Source organism: Rhodococcus sp. UYP9 (assembly GCF_040547235.1).
Taxonomy (GTDB): domain Bacteria; phylum Actinomycetota; class Actinomycetes; order Mycobacteriales; family Mycobacteriaceae; genus Rhodococcoides.
The window spans coordinates 208,792-229,777 of record NZ_JBEPPH010000003.1 but is presented as its reverse complement, the minus strand read 5'-3'; the positions used below and the strand labels follow the sequence as shown (position 1 = coordinate 229,777).

23 protein-coding genes are annotated in these 20,986 nt (G+C 61.7%); 21 read left to right on the top strand and 2 right to left on the bottom strand.

Translation table 11 applies throughout. The features are described 5' to 3' along the window. Positions 1-99 precede the first annotated feature (99 nt). The 7 genes from ffh (at position 100) to trmD (ending at position 5,661) form a co-directional block, all read left to right on the top strand. On the top strand, positions 100-1,656 hold the full coding sequence (ffh, locus tag ABIB36_RS10800) for a signal recognition particle protein (RefSeq protein ID WP_084348939.1): 1,557 nt from the start codon (positions 100-102) through the stop codon (positions 1,654-1,656). Positions 1,657-1,662: 6 nt separating this feature from the next. Next, a complete protein-coding gene (locus tag ABIB36_RS10795) occupies positions 1,663-2,745 on the top strand; it encodes an amidohydrolase family protein (protein ID WP_084348589.1) in 1,083 nt (360 codons plus the stop codon). Further along, positions 2,742-3,572 carry a CPBP family intramembrane glutamic endopeptidase gene (locus ABIB36_RS10790; RefSeq protein WP_084348590.1) on the top strand — a complete coding sequence of 277 codons (831 nt, stop codon included), beginning with the start codon at positions 2,742-2,744 and terminating at the stop codon, positions 3,570-3,572. The genes ABIB36_RS10795 and ABIB36_RS10790 overlap by 4 nt, the downstream gene beginning before the upstream one ends. A gap of 128 nt (positions 3,573-3,700) precedes the next feature. Then, positions 3,701-4,192, top strand: coding sequence for a 30S ribosomal protein S16 (gene rpsP, locus ABIB36_RS10785; protein ID WP_084348591.1), 492 nt, complete (start codon positions 3,701-3,703; stop codon positions 4,190-4,192). Continuing rightward, the gene (locus ABIB36_RS10780; protein ID WP_003939023.1) at positions 4,189-4,431 is read left to right on the top strand and encodes an RNA-binding protein; all 243 of its coding nucleotides are present in this window, start codon (positions 4,189-4,191) and stop codon (positions 4,429-4,431) included. Before rpsP ends, ABIB36_RS10780 begins: the two co-directional genes overlap by 4 nt. An 11-nt stretch (positions 4,432-4,442) precedes the next feature. Continuing rightward, complete coding sequence (gene rimM / locus ABIB36_RS10775; RefSeq protein ID WP_084348592.1) at positions 4,443-4,976, top strand: ribosome maturation factor RimM; 534 nt, start codon at positions 4,443-4,445, stop codon at positions 4,974-4,976. A gap of 4 nt (positions 4,977-4,980) precedes the next feature. Then, positions 4,981-5,661 (top strand): tRNA (guanosine(37)-N1)-methyltransferase TrmD, encoded by a 681-nt coding sequence (gene trmD / locus ABIB36_RS10770; RefSeq protein ID WP_084348593.1) that lies wholly within the window; start codon positions 4,981-4,983, stop codon positions 5,659-5,661. Positions 5,662-5,683: 22 nt separating this feature from the next. Here trmD and ABIB36_RS10765 read toward each other — a convergent pair whose 3' ends face one another. Next, positions 5,684-6,643 carry a serine hydrolase gene (locus ABIB36_RS10765; protein WP_354559513.1) on the bottom strand — a complete coding sequence of 320 codons (960 nt, stop codon included), beginning with the start codon at positions 6,641-6,643 and terminating at the stop codon, positions 5,684-5,686. 64 nt (positions 6,644-6,707) lie between these two features. Between ABIB36_RS10765 and ABIB36_RS10760 the strand changes: the two genes are divergently transcribed. The 14 genes from ABIB36_RS10760 (at position 6,708) to ABIB36_RS10695 (ending at position 20,065) form a co-directional block, all read left to right on the top strand. Then, positions 6,708-9,110 carry a Tex family protein gene (locus ABIB36_RS10760; RefSeq protein WP_354559515.1) on the top strand — a complete coding sequence of 801 codons (2,403 nt, stop codon included), beginning with the start codon at positions 6,708-6,710 and terminating at the stop codon, positions 9,108-9,110. 80 nt (positions 9,111-9,190) lie between these two features. Then, positions 9,191-10,036, top strand: a complete 846-nt coding sequence (locus ABIB36_RS10755; protein ID WP_354559517.1) for a hypothetical protein — start codon at positions 9,191-9,193, stop codon at positions 10,034-10,036. 151 nt (positions 10,037-10,187) lie between these two features. After that, complete coding sequence (gene rplS, locus ABIB36_RS10750) at positions 10,188-10,529, top strand: 50S ribosomal protein L19 (protein ID WP_084348942.1); 342 nt, start codon at positions 10,188-10,190, stop codon at positions 10,527-10,529. Positions 10,530-10,702: 173 nt separating this feature from the next. Beyond that, a complete protein-coding gene (lepB, locus tag ABIB36_RS10745) occupies positions 10,703-11,485 on the top strand; it encodes a signal peptidase I (RefSeq protein ID WP_084348595.1) in 783 nt (260 codons plus the stop codon). Between the two features lie 14 nt (positions 11,486-11,499). Continuing rightward, positions 11,500-12,240, top strand: coding sequence for a ribonuclease HII (locus tag ABIB36_RS10740; RefSeq protein WP_084348596.1), 741 nt, complete (start codon positions 11,500-11,502; stop codon positions 12,238-12,240). A gap of 40 nt (positions 12,241-12,280) precedes the next feature. Next, the gene (locus ABIB36_RS10735; RefSeq protein WP_084348597.1) at positions 12,281-12,586 is read left to right on the top strand and encodes a DUF2469 domain-containing protein; all 306 of its coding nucleotides are present in this window, start codon (positions 12,281-12,283) and stop codon (positions 12,584-12,586) included. Positions 12,587-12,596: 10 nt separating this feature from the next. Next, positions 12,597-12,755: a hypothetical protein gene (locus ABIB36_RS10730; protein ID WP_168708264.1), complete on the top strand. Its 159-nt coding sequence runs from the start codon at positions 12,597-12,599 to the stop codon at positions 12,753-12,755. 242 nt (positions 12,756-12,997) lie between these two features. Then, positions 12,998-13,336, top strand: coding sequence for a histone-like nucleoid-structuring protein Lsr2 (locus ABIB36_RS10725; protein WP_084348598.1), 339 nt, complete (start codon positions 12,998-13,000; stop codon positions 13,334-13,336). Between the two features lie 307 nt (positions 13,337-13,643). Beyond that, positions 13,644-13,997, top strand: a complete 354-nt coding sequence (locus ABIB36_RS10720; protein ID WP_084348943.1) for a YraN family protein — start codon at positions 13,644-13,646, stop codon at positions 13,995-13,997. After that, on the top strand, positions 13,997-15,505 hold the full coding sequence (locus ABIB36_RS10715; RefSeq protein ID WP_354559521.1) for a YifB family Mg chelatase-like AAA ATPase: 1,509 nt from the start codon (positions 13,997-13,999) through the stop codon (positions 15,503-15,505). The genes ABIB36_RS10720 and ABIB36_RS10715 overlap by 1 nt, the downstream gene beginning before the upstream one ends. Then, on the top strand, positions 15,502-16,626 hold the full coding sequence (dprA, locus tag ABIB36_RS10710; RefSeq protein ID WP_084348600.1) for a DNA-processing protein DprA: 1,125 nt from the start codon (positions 15,502-15,504) through the stop codon (positions 16,624-16,626). The genes ABIB36_RS10715 and dprA overlap by 4 nt, the downstream gene beginning before the upstream one ends. 94 nt (positions 16,627-16,720) lie before the next feature. After that, positions 16,721-17,491 carry a siderophore-interacting protein gene (locus ABIB36_RS10705; protein WP_084348601.1) on the top strand — a complete coding sequence of 257 codons (771 nt, stop codon included), beginning with the start codon at positions 16,721-16,723 and terminating at the stop codon, positions 17,489-17,491. A 97-nt stretch (positions 17,492-17,588) separates the two neighbouring features. Next, positions 17,589-18,518 (top strand): tyrosine recombinase XerC, encoded by a 930-nt coding sequence (locus tag ABIB36_RS10700; RefSeq protein WP_354559524.1) that lies wholly within the window; start codon positions 17,589-17,591, stop codon positions 18,516-18,518. A gap of 380 nt (positions 18,519-18,898) precedes the next feature. Continuing rightward, positions 18,899-20,065, top strand: a complete 1,167-nt coding sequence (locus tag ABIB36_RS10695; RefSeq protein ID WP_502944879.1) for a MinD/ParA family ATP-binding protein — start codon at positions 18,899-18,901, stop codon at positions 20,063-20,065. Between the two features lie 82 nt (positions 20,066-20,147). Here the strand turns inward: ABIB36_RS10695 and ABIB36_RS10690 are convergent, their stop codons facing one another. Beyond that, on the bottom strand, positions 20,148-20,660 hold the full coding sequence (locus ABIB36_RS10690; protein WP_084348604.1) for a M23 family metallopeptidase: 513 nt from the start codon (positions 20,658-20,660) through the stop codon (positions 20,148-20,150). Positions 20,661-20,986 lie beyond the last annotated feature (326 nt).

The window sequence follows — 20,986 nt, the reverse complement described above, 5'->3', positions numbered from 1 at the left end:
AACCCTCGCCGAGAACGTGAGGTAGTAGCGGGCGCTAGTGTGGAGCCTGCTCTACACGACGTTCAGGCCCCATTCGCAATCGGCTCAGGAGTGCAATCGGTGTTCGAATCCCTTTCCGACAGGTTGACCGGGACCCTCAAAGACCTGCGTGGCAAGGGGCGTCTGTCGCCTGCCGATATCGATGCCACCGCCCGCGAAATTCGACTTGCCCTGCTCGAAGCCGACGTGGCGCTTCCAGTGGTGCGCGAGTTCATCACGCGAATCAAGACGCGAGCCAAGGGTGCCGAGGTTTCGGGTGCGCTCAATCCTGCCCAGCAGGTCGTCAAGATCGTCAACGAAGAACTCGTCGGGATTCTCGGCGGTGAGACCCGCCGACTGACTTTCGCGAAGACACCTCCGACCGTCGTCATGCTGGCAGGACTGCAGGGCTCCGGTAAGACCACACTTGCCGGCAAGCTCGCCAAGTGGTTGAAGGATCAGGGGCACACGCCCCTTCTGGTTGCCTGCGATCTGCAGCGGCCGGGTGCCGTCAGTCAGCTTCAGATCGTCGGAGAACGCGCGGGCGCGGCAGTGTTCGCCCCGCACCCTGGCACGTCCATCGGAGGCGGGGATAACGCGCTGGGAGTCTCGGCAGCCGATCCTGTCGAGGTTGCTCGCGCCGGTGTTGCCGAGGCCAGGAACAAGCAGTACGACATCGTCATCGTCGATACGGCGGGCCGCCTCGGCATCGATACCGAACTGATGAATCAGGCCGCAGGCATCCGAGATGCGGTCCAGCCGGACGAAACCCTGTTCGTCCTCGATGCGATGGTCGGCCAGGACGCCGTGAGCACGGCGCAAGCTTTCCGTGACGGTGTCGGTTTCACCGGTGTCGTGCTGACCAAGCTCGACGGTGATGCACGTGGCGGCGCTGCACTGAGTGTGCGCGAGGTGACCGGCGCCCCGATCATGTTCGCTTCAACGGGTGAGAAGCTCGAAGACTTCGACGTGTTCCACCCCGACCGGATGGCCAGTCGGATTCTCGGAATGGGTGACGTTCTCAGCCTCATCGAGCAGGCAGAGCAGCATTTCGACGCGGAACAGGCCGAAGCGACCGCGAACAAGATCGGGTCGGGGCAGCTGACGCTGGACGACTTCCTCGAACAGATGATGGCCGTTCGCAAAATGGGCCCGATCGGCAATTTGCTCGGCATGCTTCCCGGTGCGGGCCAGATGAAGGAACTGGCCAATGTGGACGAGAAGCAACTCGATCGCGTGCAAGCGATTATTCGTGGCATGACGCCACTCGAGCGCACCGACCCGAAGATCATCAATGCCTCCCGCAGGCTGCGTATCGCGAACGGATCCGGTGTCAAGGTTTCCGACGTCAACCAACTCGTCGACCGCTTCTTCGAAGCGCGCAAGATGATGTCGGCCATGGCAGGTCGCATGGGGATGCCGGGCGCACGCAAGCAGGTCCGCAGCAAGAAGGGCAAAAAAGGTAAGAAGGGCGCTCGTGGCCCAACCCAGCCGAAGATCCGTGGTGGCTTCCCGGGGATGCCGGGTGGCATGCCCGCCGGTATGCCCGATCTATCCGGTATGCCCAAGGGGCTCGATCAGATGCCGCCGGGCCTCGAAGGCCTCGACCTGTCCCAGCTGAAGCTGCCCAAGAAGTAGACCGGAATGGTCGGATTCAGAGTTCGGGGCCGGGTGCTGCCGTCCGAGGAACTCGTCGAACTGTGGATCGTGGATGGCCTCGTCTCGGTCGAACCGGTGGTGGGTGCGCAGACTCTGTGCGAGGACGGCTGGATTCTCCCCGGACTCGTCGACGCGCACTGTCACGTCGGTATCAAGTACGGCGGCGGCCATGAGGACCTTCCCGGCGCAGTCGAGCAGGCGAAGACCGAGCGTGATGTCGGAGCACTGCTGCTTCGCGATGCAGGATCGCCCATCGACACCAGAGAACTCGACGAGTACGAAGATCTGCCGCGGATAATTCGCGCTGGACGGCACATCGCCATGCCCAAGCGGTACATCCCGGGGTTGGCCGTCGATATCGAGGACGAATCGCAACTGCCGGAAGCTGTTGCGCAGCAGGCGCGATCGGGTGACGGTTGGGTCAAGCTGGTCGGTGACTGGATTGACAGAAGCGTCGGGGACCTCAGCCCACTGTGGGACGAGGCGATCCTGAAGAAGGCAATCGATGCAGCGCACGCCGAAGGTGCTCGGGTTACCGCGCACGTGTTCGGTGAGGACGCGCTCCCAGGCTTGATCGGGGCCGGGATCGACTGCATCGAGCACGGCACCGGGCTGACGGACGCGACGATAGAGCAAATGGTCGAGCACGGGACCGCCCTTGTACCGACGCTGATCAATATCGAGACGTTTCCCGATATAGCGGCTTCGGCCGGCAAGTATCCGGTCTACGCGCGACACATGCGGGAACTTCACGGTCGAGTGGCGTCGACCATCGGACGAGCACACGATGCCGGTATACCGATCTTTGCGGGGACCGATGCAGGCGGATCCATTCGGCATGGACGGATTGCCGAGGAGGTGCAGGCACTCGAACGCGTGGGAATGACCGCGACCGAAGCCCTGGGAGCAGCGTGCTGGGACGCCAGATCGTGGCTCGGTCATCCCGGACTCGAGCACGGAGCGTCCGCCGATCTGCTGATCTACACGGCGGATCCACGCAAGGGGCCGGATGTGCTGTCGGCGCCCGACGTCGTAATGCTTCGTGGTGTCCCGATCGAACGAAAATGACCCGACCGGGTCCGAGTGAACCCGAGAACCTTCCGCCGAGTTGGGCCGGGATGGCCCCGATGAACGCTGTTCATCACCAGAGCACCGGGTACTCGGATCGCTACTGGCGGGCCGAGTTGCTGGCTGCGAAACGGCGAAGCGGTCAGAGATGGGGGATTCCAGCAGCGGCGGCCGTGCTTGCCCTCAACCTCGCGGGCTTTCTCGCTTTGCCGTGGTTGATCGACACCGACTCCTCGCCCGCATACGTGCTGGCGATCATGCTTCCCAGTGTCCTGGCTGCGAGCCTTGCATTCGTGATCACCGCGCGCCGAGGGAACGGCCCCGTCGTGGACTTCGGCCTGCCGACCTCGCTGTCCGAATGGGGAGTTCAGGTTCGATCCGGAATCGCCTGGGGAGCCGCTGCCTTGGCGGGCGGTCTGTTACTCGCGCTGCTTGTCTTGGCTCGTACCGATCTCGAGAGTGGATCACCGCTCGGAAACCTGGTCGCCATACCCACACCCTGGAAAGTCGCGTTGGTGGCGTGGATCTGGATCGGCGCCCCGTTCTGCGAGGAAGTGATGTTCCGGGGGATGCTGTGGGGTGCGCTCGAACGGCGTGCAGCGCCGATGAGGATGTCTTGGTTGGGAAACAGATGGGTGGTTCTGGTGGTCACGGCAGTCGTGTTCGCGCTGTGGCATCGCGAAGGATGGCGTTTCCTAGTGTTGGTGTGGGGCGGATTCGCTATCGGCATCGCCCGAATGCGGACCGGTTCGGTAGTGGCATCCACCACCGCTCACTCGGTGAACAACACCCTGCCGGCGCTGGCGATTCTCTCTCTGGCAGAATAAGCAGCTGTTCGCCCGTCCAACGGTTACGTACCGCACGGCGGTCACAACACCTCCATCGCAAAACCGGGTGCGCATCCCAAGCGCACCGCAGAATTGCGGCGTGACCAACTCGAGAGGCTCTATTTTTCATGGCTGTCAAGATCAAGCTCATGCGTATCGGCAAGATCCGCACCCCGCACTACCGCGTCGTCATCGCTGACTCTCGCACTCGCCGCAACGGCCGTGCGATCGAGACCATCGGCAAGTACGAGCCCAAGCAGGACCCCAGCATCATCGACATCGATTCCGAGCGCGCGCAGTACTGGCTCGGAGTCGGCGCTATCCCGACCGAGCCGGTCGAAGCACTGCTGAAGATCACCGGTGATTGGCAGAAGTTCAAGGGCCTTCCGGGCACCGAGGGCACGCTTCGCTTCGCAGAGGCCAAGCCTTCCAAGCTGGACCTCTTCAACGCTGCACTGGCTCAGGCCGACGCCGAGCCGCTCGGCGACGCTACGACCGCCAAGAAGAAGAAGGCTCCGAAGGCCGACGAGGCTGCAAAGGCCGATGAGACGGCCAAGGCCGATGATTCAGCTGCGGCCGAGACCGCAGAAGCTCCGGCCGCCGAGGCTGCTGAGAAGTGAGTGCCGTTGTCGCCGACGCCGTCGAACATCTCGTTCGTGGCATCGTCGCCAATCCTGACGACGTTCGCGTCGAACTGATCACCGGACGTCGTGGGCGCACCGTGGAAGTTCACGTGCACCCAGACGATCTGGGAAAGGTCATCGGACGCGGCGGTCGGACGGCAACTGCGTTGCGTACCTTGGTCTCCGGAATCGGCGGTCGCGGCATTCGCGTCGACGTCGTCGATACCGATCAGTAGGTAATCTCGCAATGGAGCTCGTAATCGGTCGTGTCGCCAAGTCGCACGGCATCAAAGGTGAAGTGGTAGTCGATGTTCGCACCGACGAACCGGACGAACGCTTTGCTGTAGGAACGGTGCTGCACGGGCGCAAGCCGCGAGTATCGACCGATACAACCGAATACACGGTGGAGGCCGCCCGGGACCACTCCGGGCGGCTTTTGCTGCGCTTGAAAGGCGTCGACGACCGCAGCGTGTCCGACGCTCTTCGCGGCACACTGTTCGTGATCGATTCCAAGGATCTGCCGACCTCGTCGGACGATGACGACGAATTCTACGATCATGAGCTCGAGGGCCTGTCGGTCCGTCTGTCCGACGGTACTGTCGTCGGTACGATCCGAGAGGTGCTGCACTCGGCGGCGGGGGAGTTGTTGTCCATCCGCCCCGCCGACGGCAGCCGCGCAGAGTTACTCGTCCCGTTCGTTGCCGCGATCGTGACGTCGGTGTCGCTTGCCGGCGGTGTCGTCGTGATCGATCCGCCCGAGGGTCTACTGGATCCGGAGTAGCGCAGTGCAGCTCGATATCGTAACGATATTTCCCGAATACCTGACACCCCTTCGAACTGCTTTGCTGGGCAAGGCAATCGACAAGGGGCTCGTCTCGGTAGGGGTTCACGATCTGAGGTCGTGGACCAATGACGTGCACAAAGCCGTCGACGATTCGCCCTACGGTGGTGGACCAGGAATGGTCATGAAATCCACTGTCTGGGGTGACGCACTCGATGACGTACTCGCAGAAGACTCACTACTCGTAGTTCCGACGCCTGCTGGCGTGCCCTTCACGCAGCGAACCGCCGAGCGGTGGGCGGGCGAACGCCATCTGGTGTTTGCTTGTGGCCGGTACGAAGGCATCGATCAGCGAGTCTTCGACGACGCAGCTCGACGTGTGCGCGTCGAAGAAGTGAGTATCGGTGATTACGTCCTCATCGGCGGCGAGGCCGCAGTCCTGGTGATGAGTGAGGCCGTGGTACGGCTCCTGCCGGGTGTGCTCGGCAATCAGCAATCGCACCAACAAGATTCGTTCTCCGATGGATTGCTCGAGGGCCCCAGCTACACCAGGCCGGTGAGTTGGCGTGGACTCGAGGTCCCCGACGTACTTCTCTCCGGCGACCATGCGCGGATCGCAGCGTGGCGCGCCGAGCAGTCCCTCCGGCGTACCGCCGAGCGTCGACCGGATCTGTTGTCGGACTGAACTGTTCGGTTCAGGGGAGAGGCTAGCTGCCGATCGTTCCGTCCGGAAACAGCATCGTCACGACGCCGGTGAGCGTGTCGCGAGCGTGCTGAGCGCTACTGTCGTCGGTGACGTCTACAACCGCGGTGTCAGGATAGTGCTCCATATCGTCCTCGTAATGAATCTCCTCGCGAGAAACTAATGCCAACACGTAGCGATTGTCGATGCCTATGGTGCCCGTCGACAGATGAATCCATCGGTCGGCGATGCAGCACATCCACCCCTGTTTGACCGCGTAGACCGGCTCGGCCGGTAGGCCGTCGACAATTCCGAAATGCTGGTGATACCCATCGGTGGCCACCGGAGCCGACTGTCGGAGAAGCCCGATCATCGTTGCGGTCGATGCGGGTGAGAGTCCGCCGATGCCGTCGAGCAGTCGTGTGTAGTAGGCAACGAGGTCGGCAGCGGTCGACATCGTGTTCCACCACAGGTCATCCCACGGCGGTGTGGTCGCGGTCAATCCGTAGCGCTCGGTCACGCGCGTGATGATCTCGGACCCACCGTACTTGTCCCACAAGTAGTTTGCGGCAAAGTCGTCCGAAGACTCGAGCATCGTCGTCAACGACTCCAGGTCTTCTTCGGCAACCGGGACCTGGCTCACATCCGCCCCGTGCAGAACGTCGTCGGCGATGAACAGCTTGGATACCGACGCTGTTTCGATCGGTTCGGCATCGCCGCTGGCAAAGTACGCACCGGTCTCGCGATCGAGGAAAGCAAAATCGACCTCCGCGCCACGCCCGAGGGCCGACGCCACGGCTTCGGGGATACGCGAGTCGATGGACATGTCATCGACGGTGGCCGTGTCGGGAAAAGGTGATTCGGAGGTATCGATCGCGAGCGCGGCCGGAGTGTCGTCGGGGGCGCTGCATCCAGTGGAAAGAATCGATACCGCGGCGACAAGTGCCGTGACCGACACCGCCAGGACTTGCAACGGCCTGGACATGTCGGCAATCTCCCACGATGGTCACTGATGATCTCGTCATACAGTAGCGGTAGGGTCCAACGCCGTGACGACTGCTCTGAAATCTGTGAACAAGCGCATAGCCGAAGAACTCGACGTCCGCGAGGAGCAGGTCCGCGCGGCCGTGGATCTGTTGGACGGCGGTTCGACCGTTCCGTTCATCGCTCGGTATCGGAAGGAGGTTACCGGCAGCCTCGACGACGCCCAGCTCCGGCAGCTCGACGAGCGTCTGCGGTACCTCCGCGAACTCGACGAGCGACGTGATGCGGTCATCGAATCGATTCGATCCCAAGGCAAGCTCGATGAGACACTCGAGCAGTCTCTGATGTCGGCCGAGACGAAAGCCCGAGTCGAGGACATCTACCTGCCGTTCAAGCCGAAGCGCAGAACGAAGGCTCAGATCGCGCGGGAGGCCGGGCACGAGCCTGTCGCCGATGCACTCATCTCCGATCCGAGTACCGACCCGGCGCAGTACGACACCGAACAACTCGACGGTGCACGCGCAATCCTTGTCGAACGTTTCGCAGAGGATCCGGATCTGGTGGGCGAACTTCGTGAGCTCATGTGGACCCGCGGCAAGTTGACGGCATCGGTCCGTAAGGGCAAAGAGGATGAAGGCTCCAAATTTGCGGACTACTTCGAATTCTCCGAACCCTTCACCAGATTGCCTTCGCACCGGATTCTCGCTGCATTGCGCGGAGAGAAGGAGGAGATTCTCTCCCTGGGCCTCGAACCGGAGCAGGAGGAAACGCAGCCTGGAGTTCCCACGGTCTACGAAGGGCGCATCGCGAGTAAGTTCGACATCGCCGATCGTGGCCGCGCCGCTGACCGCTGGCTCCTCGACACCGTGCGTTGGGCGTGGCGGACCAAGCTTCTGGTGACCATGGCGATCGATGTTCGGATGCGTCTTCGGCAGTCCGCCGAAAAGGACGCGGTGGATGTGTTCGCGTCCAATCTGAAGGACTTGTTGCTTGCCGCCCCTGCAGGTAACCGTTCGACGATGGGTCTCGATCCGGGATTTCGGACAGGCACCAAAGTTGCAGTGGTGGACTCGACGGGCAAGGTCGTCGACTACGACACGATCTATCCTCACAAGCCTCAAGGAAAATGGGACCAGGCGCTCGCGACCCTGGCGGCGTTGGCCTCGAAGCACTCGGTTCAGTTGATCGCAATCGGAAACGGCACGGCCTCACGCGAAACCGACGCGCTCGCGGCGGAGCTCATCGCCAAATACCCAGCGGCAGGATTGACCAAGATCGTTGTTTCCGAAGCGGGCGCATCGGTGTACTCCGCATCGGCATACGCCTCGAGCGAGTTGCCCGAGCTGGACGTGACTATTCGCGGCGCAGTTTCCATTGCGCGACGGCTCCAAGATCCGTTGGCGGAACTGGTGAAGATCGATCCGAAATCCATCGGGGTCGGTCAGTACCAGCACGATATTTCCGAGGCATTGTTGGCCAGGTCCCTCGGTGCCGTCGTGGAGGATGCCGTGAACGCTGTCGGGGTCGACGTCAATACAGCCTCCGTTCCGCTGTTGTCCAGGGTGTCGGGAATTGCTGGTTCACTCGCCGAAAGCATCGTTGCGCATCGTGATCAACACGGTCCTTTCGCTAGCCGCTCCAAGCTCAAAGATGTCGCACGGCTCGGTCCGAAGGCGTTCGAGCAGTGTGCAGGATTCCTGCGCATCGTCGACGGGGACGATCCGCTCGATCGGTCGAGCGTCCACCCTGAGGCATACCCGGTAGTTCGGCGCATCGTCGACACGGCCGGTGTGGGGGTACGCGAGGTGATCGGCAACAGCACATTGCTGCGCGCGCTCGATCCACGAAAGTTCGCCGACGATCGATTCGGCCTACCGACCGTCACGGACATCATCGCCGAACTCGAAAAGCCCGGTAGGGATCCGCGTCCGGAGTTCAAGACCGCAACCTTCGCGGCTGGTATCGAGAAGATCGCAGATCTGAAGCCGGGGATGACGCTCGAAGGCGTCGTGACGAACGTTGCGGCATTCGGCGCCTTCGTCGATGTCGGCGTTCACCAGGACGGGTTGGTGCACGTTTCGGCGTTATCGCACAACTTTGTCAAGGATCCACGTGAGGTGGTCAAGTCGGGCCAGGTGGTCAAGGTCAAGGTCATGGAGGTCGACATCGCCCGTCAGCGCATCGGCCTGAGCTTGCGCCTCGACGACGAGCCTGGTGCCGGATCGAAGGACAAGTCTCGTGGCGGTCAGTCGGAGCGGCGCCAAGCGCCACGCAAGGAAGACCGCGGCAACGATAATCGCGGAGGTGACAACCGTGGAGGGCGCGGAGGTGACAACCGTGGAGGGCGCGGAGGTGACAACCGTGGAGGGCGCGGAGGTGACAACCGTGGAGGGTCTGGGCCCCAAGTCAGTACTCCCGCAGGTGGCTCCATGGCAGACGCGCTCCGGAACGCAGGATTCGGCAAATAGAGTTCGGCGTAGTAGTCAGCGAGCTCAGAATCGTGCGCATTCGACAGATGTCGAACCGACTGTGAGAAGGGTGGGTCACGGTGAGTGAGTGGCTGGATCGGGAGATCATCGAGCATGGCCGACTCCCTCTCCTGTGCTTCCTCATCGGTTTCTTGGTCGGGTTCGCTGTCATTCGACTCAGCGTTCGATTGATCCGGGCGCAGGTGAAGTGGTGGCCGGGAAACATCACTCCCGGTGGTCGGCACATCCATCACGTTGTGTTCGGGATCGTGCTGATGCTCGTCGCCGGCGTTGCACTTATCACGGTGTACGAGGACGGAACGACCGAGACAGGTGCCGCACTCGCTTCGTTGTTCGGGGTCGGTTCGGCGCTTGTTCTCGACGAGTTCGCGTTGATCTTCTATCTCGAGGATGTCTACTGGTCCGAACAAGGCAGAACGTCGATCGATGCGGTGTTCGTCGCGACGGCGGCAACAGGGTTGCTTCTGCTGGGATTTCACCCACTCGAACTTCTGAACGTCACCGACATTCGCCGCGACCCCAACCCCTGGGTCAGGGCGGGGTACACAGCGCTTGCCCTATTTCACCTCGCTGTCTGCGCAGTCGTTGTGCTCAAGCGGAAGATCTGGACGGGATTGATCGGTTTGTTCGTAGCGCCGATTCTTTACGTCGGTGCGATCCGGCTGAGCAGGCCCGGAGCGCCCTGGGCGCGCTGGTACTACACGAGCAGGCCCAAGCGGATGGAGCGAGCACTTCGGCGCGAGCGCACCATCAGACGTCCGACGATCAGGGCCAAGGTCTACCTTCAGGACCTGATTGCCGGGAAACCGAGTATTGGCCACGCCGTCGAAGCGACCGAATGCGAACTGGACAGGACCGTTCGTCCGGCGGCGCCACCTCCAGTGCCGGTGGCCTCTGCAGAGTGATTCGATTTCGCAACCAGGGTCTCTCTCTGGCACAATAGGCGGGTTGCCTGTGCAAGGCACAACCCTAATCGGAGTACGAACCAGCCGAGCCCCGTTCGCGGGGCCGCTCGGTTCCTCTGCTCATGCGAAGAACGCAAGGATGGACCTACCGATGAACACTCTGGACTTCTTGGACAACAAGTCGCTTCGCAGCGACATTCCTGCCTTCCGCCCAGGCGACACGTTGAACGTGCACGTCAAGGTTATCGAAGGCTCGAAAGAGCGCATTCAGATCTTCAAGGGCGTCGTGATTCGTCGCCAGGGTGGTGGCGTTCGTGAGACGTTCACCGTCCGTAAGGTTTCGTTCGGTGTCGGTGTCGAGCGCACCTTCCCGGTTCACAGCCCGAACATCGCCGAGTTCGAGGTTCTGACTCGTGGAGATGTTCGTCGCGCGAAGCTCTACTACCTCCGTGACCTTCGTGGCAAGGCTGCCAAGATCAAGGAAAAGCGCTGATTGCGGTCACTTCCGCCCAGCTTTGAAAAGCGCCGCATCGCCCCTCGGGTCGGTGTGGCGCTTTCTTGTTCTCATCACCGCTGCTCGTTTGGTCGCCACGCGTCGATGCACCGTTCGAAGCTCGGAGAGACTGCGGCTAATAAACACACGAAGACTGGGGCTAATCTAGTGCCGTGACAGATTCCCAGCAGGATCCGAACCGGCCGTCCGATTCGCACAGTGAGAAGTCGGAAGAGACGCGTCGTGAGAAAAAGCCTCGATCCTTCTGGCGTGAACTGCCGATACTGATACTCGTCGCGTTGGTTCTGAGCTTCCTGCTCCAGACATTCGTTGCCCGCGTGTATCTGATTCCGTCCGAATCGATGGAACCGACGCTGCATGGCTGCGCCGGGTGCACCGGAGATCGCATCGTCGTGGAGAAGATCGGCTATCGCTTCGGAGACCCCAAGCCGGGTGACGTCATCGTCTTCCGTGGCCCTGACTCGTGGAACAGCGAATTCACCTCCCACAGGTCGTCGAACGCGATAATCCGTGGCGCCGAGGAAGTCGGCTCGCTGATCGGTGTCGTCGCACCGGACGAAAACGATCTCGTCAAACGTGTGATCGCCACCGGGGGACAGACCGTAGAGTGCTGCGACGCTCAGGGGCGTGTTCTCGTGGACGGTAAGCCGCTCGACGAACCCTATATTCAGATGGACTTCCCGTTTACGCCTGACGTCATGACCTGCGATACCGAGCTGAAGTCCGGTCGTTGCTTTGCGCCCGTGACCGTGCCCGAGGGCAACGTCTGGGTCATGGGTGACAATCGAAGCAATTCGGCCGATTCGCGGTTCCATGTCTCGGACGAGCTGATGGGGACCGTGCCGATCGACAATGTGATCGGCAAGGCGTTCCTCATCGCACTGCCGCCATCGCGGTTCGGCACCCTCGACTCGCCCGACATCCAGGGACAGTGAGCTGAACACGGGCAATGAGTAGTTCGAGTCGATCACGAGGTCGTCCACCGTGGCCACCGCGTCCTGTCATTCGTCGCTCTTCGGGGCTGCGGACGATGGAGTCCGCACTCGAACGCAATGGACTGGGGCCGGTGGCAGGCGTCGACGAAGCAGGGCGGGGTGCATGTGCCGGACCGCTGACCGTCGCCGCCTGTGTGCTCGGCGGGAAAGCACACCCCGCGCTGGCAGATCTGAATGATTCGAAGAAGTTGACCGAGAAGCGTCGTGAGGAACTGTTTCCGAAGATCCAACGGCTGGCGCTCGCCTGGAGTGTGGTGTTCATCGATGCCGATGAGATCGATCGAATCGGTGTCCATGTCGCCAACATCGAGGGAATGCGAAGAGCTGTGGCAGGTCTTTCGATGATGCCCGGATATGTTCTCACCGACGGATTTCGGGTGCCTGGACTGCCGGTTCCGTCGCTCCCGGTGATCGGCGGCGACGCGACGGCCGCGTGCATTGCTGCGGCCAGTGTTCTCGCCAAGGTATCGCGAGACCGAGTGATGGTCGAGATGGATGCAGAAATCCCTGGTTACGGCTTCGCGGTTCACAAGGGTTACAGCACCAAAGCTCATGCGGTAGCGATGTCGGAACTCGGGCCGTGCTCGCAACACCGAATGTCGTACGCCAACGTTGCGGCTGCCGCGGCAGGCAGGACCGACGAAGTAGCGTCGGTCCTGGGCCGAATGGACTGCGATGAACGCAATGCGCGATGATTGAACTTCATGCCAGCCGACGGAGGATGAGAACTAACCGATGAGTGCCGAGGATCTCGAAAAGTACGAAACCGAGATGGAGCTCTCGTTGTATCGGGAGTACCGGGACATCGTCGGTCAGTTCAACTATGTGGTCGAGACTGAGCGCCGGTTCTATCTCGCCAACTCCGTCGAACTCATTCCCCACAACGCGGACGGCGAGATCTATTTCGAGCTGCGAATGTCCGATTCCTGGGTGTGGGATATGTACCGACCGGCACGTTTCGTCAAGCATGTTCGGGTGATCACGTTCAAGGACGTCAACATCGAGGAACTCGAGAAAACCGACCTGCGTTTGCCCGAGTAGACCATTTCCCGTGTCGGTAACACTGTGGCTGCTGTTGATTGCGGCCGGCACCTATCTCGTGGGCCGGCGACGCTCGCGCAAGACGCTCGTCATGTGTGCTCAATTGATCGGTGCAGCCGCGCTATGCTTCGTACTGGGTCAGGTTTTGTGGTCGATTGTGCAGCAGTAACTTTTCAGCTCAGTGAATCGCCGCAATCGGTGATCGAATAGCGTGAGAGTCAATTCCATATTGAGTGCAGGACAAGGGAATTGGCTGCTCGCCTGTTTTGCGGATGTCTCGAAATCGGCTGTCTTTGCTCAATATGAAAGCTGAAACGTTGCTGTGGATTTCTGTCCAATGTTGGGAGAATGAGCCAATTGGTGGTAGAAACGGCTCTATAAGCACTTCCCTCGACTGTTAGAGGTTCGGACATGGCACGCAAGACACTCGTCCAAATGATCGATGATGTCGACGGTTCGGTCATCAAGGACGGACAGGGTGAGACCATCGAATTCAGTATCGGTGGCAATCAGTACAGCATCGACCTGAACCTGAAGCATGCAAACGAACTGCACGAGCAGTTGGCATTCTGGATCGAGCATTCAGAGAAAGTATCGGGTCGTCGAGCACGCAAGACTTCACCGGCCTCCGCCCGTGGCAAGGTCGACCTGCAGGACATTCGCGCATGGGCGCGGGAAAATGGTTATGACGTGAGCGCACGCGGTCGAATCAGCCAGGACGTGCAAGCAGCGTACGAAGCAGCGCATTGAGTTCATTTCACGCAGGGAGTTAATCTCGCGTAGGGATTTCATCCACGTAGCTGGACTTCGAGCAATGCCCCGACCAAGAAGGTTGGGGCATTGCTTTGTTTGTGGTGCCTTCGGGGGTGTGGTGCCATGCACATGGGTACGTCACGTATGCCCCCCGACGAGTTGAATTTCAGTGGTAATCCACAGGCGATTCGCTTGTCCACAGGGTGATTCTCGAGCTGCGAGGATGCGGATCCTCGGTCCTTCCTTGGCGCATCGTCGGTTGTGGGTTCGGCAGATCGGCGAACCGACGACCGTGGGGAGTGCGATGTCCAATTCGGACTTGGGGGCGCGCGGGGAGGCTTTGGCCGCTCTGCGTCTGGTCGATAGCGGAATGGAAATAGTCGAGAGAAATTGGCGATGCCGGTACGGGGAACTCGACATAGTCGCGCGTGAGGGCGAGGTTCTCGTCTTCGTCGAGGTGAAAACCCGTTCGGGGACCGGCTACGGAACTCCGGCAGAGTCGGTGACGTACGCGAAACAGCAGCGGATACGTAAGCTCGCGCTGGCCTGGCTGGAGAACCGTGACAGCCCCTGGGTGAGAATGCGTTTCGACGTGGTCGCTATCGTGATGGCACGAGGTGCCGATCCGGTCGTGACGCATTTGCGTGGGGTGTTCTGATGGCACTGGGCCGCGCTTTCTCGGTGGCCGTGTCCGGTGTGGATGGCCAAGTAGTGGAGATCGAAGCAGATATCGGCCGCGGATTGCCGGGAATTCATTTGGTAGGACTCCCGGACACAGCGTTGAACGAGTCACGAGACCGAGTAAAGGCGGCCGTAACGAACTCTGGCAATAGTTGGCCGGATTCTCGTGTAATTCTGGCACTATCCCCAGCTACTTTGCCGAAAGTAGGCTCCGTCTACGACCTCGGCCTTGCGTTGGCGGTTCTGGATGCAGCCAGACAGATCCCGCGGCGATCGCTCGAAAAGACCGTTTTCCTAGGCGAATTGGCATTGGATGGACGCCTTCGTCCGGTGCGCGGCGTTCTGCCAGGTGTGTTGGCAGTCAAACGGGCGAGGTGGTCACGAGTGGTGGTGCCGATCGCGGCACTGGCAGAAGCAGGTCTTGTCGACGGTATCGAAGTGCTCGGGGCAGGGTCGTTGAAGGAAGTCGTCCAATGGCTCCGGGGGGAAGTCGAATTGAGCCGGCCGATTCCCGGGCAATTCGGGCAAGACGTGGAATATCCGGATATGAGCGAGGTAGTCGGCCAGTCCGAGGCGAGGTGGGCCTTGGAAGTCGCTGCGGCCGGTGCGCATCACGTCATGCTGACCGGACCTCCGGGAATCGGCAAGACGATGTTGGCACAACGACTTCCAGGAATTCTCCCACCCCTGACCGAATCGGAGGCATTGGAGGTGACCGCAATTCATTCGGTTGCAGGCCTGTTGACCACAGAGCGGCCGTTGATTTCCTCGCCACCTTTCATCGCGCCTCACCATTCGACGTCGGTGAGCGCGCTCGTGGGCGGTGGAACCGGCATGGCGAAGCCAGGTGCAGTCAGTCGAGCGCACCGGGGCGTCCTCTTCCTCGACGAATGTGCCGAGATGGGTCTGAAAGTACTGGAGGCGTTGAGAACTCCGTTGGAGGACGGCGAGATCAGGATTGCGCGCCGCGATGGCGTGGCTCGGTATCCGGCACGTTTTCAATTGGTGTTGGCTGCGAATCCGTGCCCGTGTGCGCCGGCCAGAAATGCCGATTGTGTTTGTGCGCCGATGGTTCGGCGAAAGTACCTCGGCAAGCTGTCCGGTCCGCTTCTCGACCGCGTCGATCTGCGTATCGCCATGATGGGAGTGGCTACCGGTGCATTGACGGACGAGCTCGGAGAGACCACCGAGCACGTGCGTGCCCGCGTCATCGCGGCACGCGAGCAGGCAGCCGAACGTTGGCGCGAATACGGGTGGCGGACAAACGCCGAGGTTCCTGGACCTGCGCTGCGGCAGAAGTTCACACTCTCGCGTGAAGCCTTGGTTCCGGTCGAGAGAGCGCTTCGTAATGGTTCGCTGACCGCCCGAGGTGCCGATCGTGCTCTTCGCGTTTCCTGGACTTTGAACGATCTGGCGGGGGGAGACATGCCAGGCATCGGCGAGGTGGGAGCCGCTTTGGACTTTCGAGACAGGGGGACGAGGTGACGACGCACGATCCACGGCGCCTGGCCTGGGCGTACCTCTCTCGTGTTGCTCAGGGGCCACATCGGGTACTTCGCGACTTCGCAGCCGAGGCAGGTCCCGAAGGTGCCGCCGATGCCGTCTCCCGTGGGGCACTCGGTGAGCGATTGCAGGTCCGCTCGCATATCGACACTGCACGCGCGGACCTCGATCTTGTTGCATCTCTGGGTGGTCGGCTCATCACCCCCGATGATGACGAGTGGCCGATGTGGAAACTTCTCGCGTTCGACGGTGCTGGGATGCCGGTGGGCACCGATCAATGTGCGCCGTTGTCCTTGTGGGTTCTCGGCGCAGCTTCCGTGGCGGAGTTGACCGAGCGAGCCGTGTCGATCGTCGGTACACGTGCCGCCACGGCGTACGGCGAGCACGTGACTGCCGAGATTGCCGGAGATTTGGCAGTCGACGGCTGGACGGTTTTATCGGGGGCGGCATTCGGGATCGATGCGGCCGCCCATCGAGCTGCATTGGGCGTGGGCGGTTCGACCGTGGCGGTACTCGCGTGCGGAGTCGACCGAGCATATCCCTCGGGACACTCCCGGTTGCTTCACCGAATAGCACAAACGGGGGCCGTTATCAGTGAGTACGCCCCCGGCACGACGCCGGCCAAACACCGCTTTCTCGCTCGCAATCGATTGGTCGCAGGCCTCGGGTCGGCTGTGGTCATCGTGGAGGCTGGTTGGCGCAGCGGTGCACGCAACACAGCTGGGTGGGCTCGCAAACTCGGACGCCCGGTACTTGCAGTTCCGGGTCCAGTGACGTCGGCGGCATCGAAGGGTTGCCACCGGATGATTCGTGAAGGCGAAGCGCGTTTGGTTGCCGATGCCCACGATGTGGTCGCCGAAGCAGGAATGGCGGGGGAGACCGACGAGGGTAGGCCCTCGATGTTCCGCGATATCGATGCATTGTCAGAGTCGGCGTTGTTGGTGTACGAGGCGCTACCTGCGACCGGAACTCTTTCGCCGCGTGAGCTTTCCGATGTGTCGTCGTTGCCTCTGACTACTGTTCGATCGGTATTGCCTCTGTTGGAACTGGACGGGTTCGTAGCAAGTGACGAGACCGGGTGGTCCCGGGTGGTTCGCACGTGAGCAACCTGGGGAACCACCGGGAACGGTAGGGTGTTAGGTAACACTTACTCCTCTAGGCAGCAAAACTATGTCAACAGCTCGGAAAGGCTGAAAAGTGGCACGACGCAAAACCGTCCTGACCGTCCTCCGTACGGAATCACTGACACCGCACATGCAACGGGTGTATCTCGGCGATCCAGGATTCGAGGACTTCCAACCGGTTGACTTCACCGACTCGTACGTAAAGCTCGCATTCGGCTCGGAGGACGCGGAAGTCAAGCGCACCTACACGGTGCGCTCTGTCGATGTCGACGCTCGCGAGATTGCGATCGACTTCGTCGTCCACGGTGACGAGGGCATTGCCGGGCCTTGGGCGGCCAACGCGAAGGCAGGCGACCGCATCGGCCTCTATGGCCCCAACGGCGCTTACAAGCCGCGTCCAGAGGCGGATTGGCATCTCTTCGCCGGCGACGAATCTGCTATCCCAGCCATCTCCGCTGCGGTCGAGGCACTGCCGGAAGACGCGATTGCGAAGGTGTTCGTCGAGGTGTCGGACCGCAAGGACGAAATCTATATGGAGACGCTTGCGCTCGTGGACGTCACGTGGATTCACCGCGGGGCCGGTTCCGGCGAGGTCGGTGACGACAAGGCCGGGGACAACTCACCGCTGATCGAGGCCGTTCGAAATACCGAATGGCTACCGGGCCAGGCCCAGGTGTTCATTCATGGCGAAGCACAGGCCGTGATGCACAACCTGCGCGGCTACGTGCGTAAAGACCGAGGTGTTCCTGCTGAGTGGGCTTCGATCTCCGGCTACTGGAGACGCGGACGCACCGAGGAGACCTTCCGGGTGTGGAAGCGTGAGTTGGCCGAGGCCGAAGCGTGACCGGCTAGCGACGGACGTCCTGTCTCGGCGCATGAACAAGGTGAGAGGTCCGGCGCGGCTGGTTGCTCCCCGGCAGTGCAGCGGTAAGGCTGTGTGAATGGCCGAAGACGAGCTCCCACCGACGCTGCGCGTACACCTCGAGGAGTATGCCGAGCATCTCGAGATCGGACGCAACCGATCGGTCAACACCGTGCGTGCATACGTGGCCGATGCAGAGTCGTTGCTCCGTCATCTCATCCGGCGTGACGCGTCGGCAACGCTGGCCGACCTCGATCTGCGGGTACTCCGGTCCTGGCTGGCGGATCAGGCTCGGCACGGATCCGCTAGAACGTCGATGGCCAGACGCACGTCTTCGGCCCGTGCCTTCACCGCATGGCTCACTCGTAGTGCCCGCATGACCTCAGATCCAGCGTTGCGTTTGGCAACACCGGCGGTCCGGCGCTCACTGCCTTCGGTTCTCAAGCAGAGTCAAGCCTCCGAGGCGCTGACCCAGGCCCAATCCGGCGCGGCAGAACTCGATCCACTTGCACTGAGAGATCGCTTGATAGTGGAAATGTTGTACGCCACCGGAATCCGAGTCGGCGAGCTGTGCGGACTCGACCTCGACGACATCGATGCCGATCGACGATTGGTCCGCGTGATCGGAAAGGGTGACAAAGAACGTTCGGCACCGTACGGAGTTCCAGCGGCGCACGCCCTCGAGGCCTGGTCGTTGCACGGGCGTCCGGCGTTGAGCAACGATCGTTCGGGACGCGCGCTGCTGCTGGGTCGCAGAGGCGCCCGTATAGATCCCCGCCAGGCCCGGACGGCTGTGCACGAGGTCGTGTCGGCGGTACCCGGTGCACCCGACATAGGGCCGCACGGGTTGAGGCACTCCGCGGCCACCCACCTTCTCGAGGGCGGTGCCGATCTTCGGGTGGTACAGGAGTTGCTCGGGCATGCTTCCCTTGCAACCACTCAGATCTACACTCACGTGTCGGTGGAGCGATTGCGGGCGGTGCACGACCAAGCGCATCCGCGAGCGTGAACCACCCTTGTCGCGGGCGAGTTTGGTAGCGTCGTGGCGAAACAAACCGTACGCAAAGTATTGTGTTGCGTAACTGCTGCTCAGTTCGAAAACTGCAGTGGAGTCCAAAGCTGAAGTCGAAATCCGGATACGGGGGGACCGTGGACCGCGAACAACCACAAGGCGCTAGCGCCGCGTGGTCGATCCGTGCCCAGGCGAGTTCTGGTCATCCTTTTCGATCGAACTCGTCGCCGATCGAGCCGGTGTGGACACAGGCATCGTCCGCAGACTCGGGTTCGCGTAGCGACGAACCCGCGACCGGCGACCGGCAAGTGGCCCCGTGGCAATCGAGTCGGTCGACCGATCGCCAGGCGCCACCGCGCTACGCTCCACCCTCGCAAGTGGTTCCCGACCCTGCTCGCAACGATCGCGTCGATGACTGGACCCCACCGTGGTCGGGTCCTTCTGCCGTCCGTTCCCAGCAGGTTCAGCCCGTCAGCGGTCGAGCCCCCAGTAGTCGAACTCCTAGTAGTCGAACCCCCAACGGCTATCCGCCCAGCGATCCGGCCTCCGGTGCAACACCGGGACCGAATCAGCCGTTCGGAGCGCAGTACCAGCCGACCAGCCAGGATCTCGCTCCCGACACCCTCCTCAAGCGTCCGCGGCGCACTTCCTCGTCGGGCTGGCGCAAGGGGGTACATCGACTTACCGGTGGGGTGATCAATCCTGGTGAATCGACTGCTGAGGAGCGCTACCGCAACCAAGTGGAGCGCATAAGGCAACCGGTTCTGGGTGACTATCGCATCGCGTTTCTCTCGCTCAAAGGTGGTGTCGGCAAGACCACGACGACCCTGGGCCTCGGTTCGACTTTCGCGTCGCTGCGCGGTGACTGCGTAATCGCGGTAGATGCGAATCCGGATTTCGGAACCCTGGGTGAACGGGTCCCGCGTCAGACGTCGTCGACGGTGCGCGACCTGCTGGCGGATGCTCCCAACGTTCGACGCTATTCCGACATCCGTGCGCATACCTCGCAAGCGCCGAGTCGATTGGAAGTTCTTGCCGGGGAACGCGATCCCGCGGCATCGGAAATGTTCGGCGAAGAGGACTATCGTTCCGTCATCGATATGCTCCAGGTCTATTACAACTTGATATTGACCGACTGCGGCACGGGCATCATGCACTCGGCGATGAACGGCGTGCTGCAACTGGCAAACGCACTCGTGCTCGTCTCCTCACCCGCTGTCGATGGCGCGCGTAGCGCAGCGGCCACGCTCGATTGGCTTCAGCTGCACGGTTATGGGCACTTGGTCGAGCGCACGGTGGTCGTGATCAGTTCGGTTCGGCCCGGTTCGTCGGCGGTCGATATGAACTTGCTGACTCAGCATTTCTTGGAACGGTGCCGCGCAGTGCTCGTCGTACCGTTCGACGAGCATTTGGCCGAGGGTGCCGTGGTCGATCTGGACCTTCTTCGTCCGCAGACGCGCTCGGCGTTCGTCGAGCTTGCGGCGATGGTGGCCGATGATTTTCCGGCAGCATCCGGACGGCATTCGGGCCCGAGTTGGCGCTGAATCGGGTGCGTCTGGCTCACGCGGATTTGTCCCTCGATTCGTGGGCCCATTCGAATTCGGTTGTACTCGAACCTCGTTCGAGCTAGCTCGCGTGAAGAGGCTTGAGTCGAATCGGTGTGAAGTGGACCAGCGCCAACGGGTCGAGGTACTCCCGGCCTCGTCGCACACCCCAGTGCAGACACACTTCCGTGCAGCTGGGATGACCCGGTTCGAGCTTGCCGACGATCTCTGAGGCTCTGACCCGCATCCCGGCGTGGACCGAGGCGGTCACCGGTTCGTAAGTGGTGCGAAGTCCGCCTGGGTGGTCGATCGAGACCACGGGTTTTCCTGCTACTCGGCCCGCGAACACGACTGTGCCAGGCCCTGCTGCGCGGACTGCCTGATTGGAGCTCCCTGCCAGGTCGGCGCCGCGATGGCCGGGGAGCCAGTCATGCTCGGGAGGGTCGAAAACGGTGATCACTGCGGGTCGCGGCGACAACGGCCAGTGAAATGCCTGCGACGGGCTCGGAGGGGAAGCTCCGGACGGGGAGGCGTCGGCCGGGCCGGCGGCGGCCGAGATCAGCGTGATGACGAGGGCTGCTGCCAGGACTTTCATGGTATTCAGAATGTCGGTTCAGGCAATTCTTCAGGGTGCGGTTGTACTGCCTGTGGACAGACGGAAAGTTTGTCCACATATCTCGTCGTCCCTTGACCTCCGCCCTGGTTATGAGCTGCGGCTTTCAGGCCGTACACTGTCGGAGCGACCTGTGCCCACACGGGTCGACTTCGCGCGTCCGCGTCTTGAGGCAGCCATTTCGTTAATGGAAGTCACATACCCGGTTGTCGGCGGTCCCACTTTATTTCGAGTGGGTTCGGCAACCAGCGGTCGCCAGGGCAGGGGTCGAACGACACTCTGCGTCAACCGGCAAATGAAAGCGAGTT

What these genes read in the sequence shown, in the direction of transcription:
- ABIB36_RS10795 (WP_084348589.1), top strand. Translation starts at nt 1,663, where the DNA reads ATGGTCGGATTCAGAGTTCGGGGCCGGGTGCTGCCGTCCGAGGAACTC.
- rpsP (WP_084348591.1), top strand. Translation starts at nt 3,701, where the DNA reads ATGGCTGTCAAGATCAAGCTCATGCGTATCGGCAAGATCCGCACCCCG.
- ABIB36_RS10735 (WP_084348597.1), top strand. Translation starts at nt 12,281, where the DNA reads ATGAGTGCCGAGGATCTCGAAAAGTACGAAACCGAGATGGAGCTCTCG.
- ABIB36_RS10740 (WP_084348596.1), top strand. Translation starts at nt 11,500, where the DNA reads ATGAGTAGTTCGAGTCGATCACGAGGTCGTCCACCGTGGCCACCGCGT.
- ABIB36_RS10725 (WP_084348598.1), top strand. Translation starts at nt 12,998, where the DNA reads ATGGCACGCAAGACACTCGTCCAAATGATCGATGATGTCGACGGTTCG.
- ABIB36_RS10700 (WP_354559524.1), top strand. Translation starts at nt 17,589, where the DNA reads ATGGCCGAAGACGAGCTCCCACCGACGCTGCGCGTACACCTCGAGGAG.
- rimM (WP_084348592.1), top strand. Translation starts at nt 4,443, where the DNA reads ATGGAGCTCGTAATCGGTCGTGTCGCCAAGTCGCACGGCATCAAAGGT.
- ABIB36_RS10765 (WP_354559513.1), bottom strand. Translation starts at nt 6,643, where the DNA reads ATGTCCAGGCCGTTGCAAGTCCTGGCGGTGTCGGTCACGGCACTTGTC.
- ABIB36_RS10715 (WP_354559521.1), top strand. Translation starts at nt 13,997, where the DNA reads ATGGCACTGGGCCGCGCTTTCTCGGTGGCCGTGTCCGGTGTGGATGGC.
- ABIB36_RS10790 (WP_084348590.1), top strand. Translation starts at nt 2,742, where the DNA reads ATGACCCGACCGGGTCCGAGTGAACCCGAGAACCTTCCGCCGAGTTGG.
- ABIB36_RS10720 (WP_084348943.1), top strand. Translation starts at nt 13,644, where the DNA reads ATGTCCAATTCGGACTTGGGGGCGCGCGGGGAGGCTTTGGCCGCTCTG.
- ABIB36_RS10690 (WP_084348604.1), bottom strand. Translation starts at nt 20,660, where the DNA reads ATGAAAGTCCTGGCAGCAGCCCTCGTCATCACGCTGATCTCGGCCGCC.
- rplS (WP_084348942.1), top strand. Translation starts at nt 10,188, where the DNA reads ATGAACACTCTGGACTTCTTGGACAACAAGTCGCTTCGCAGCGACATT.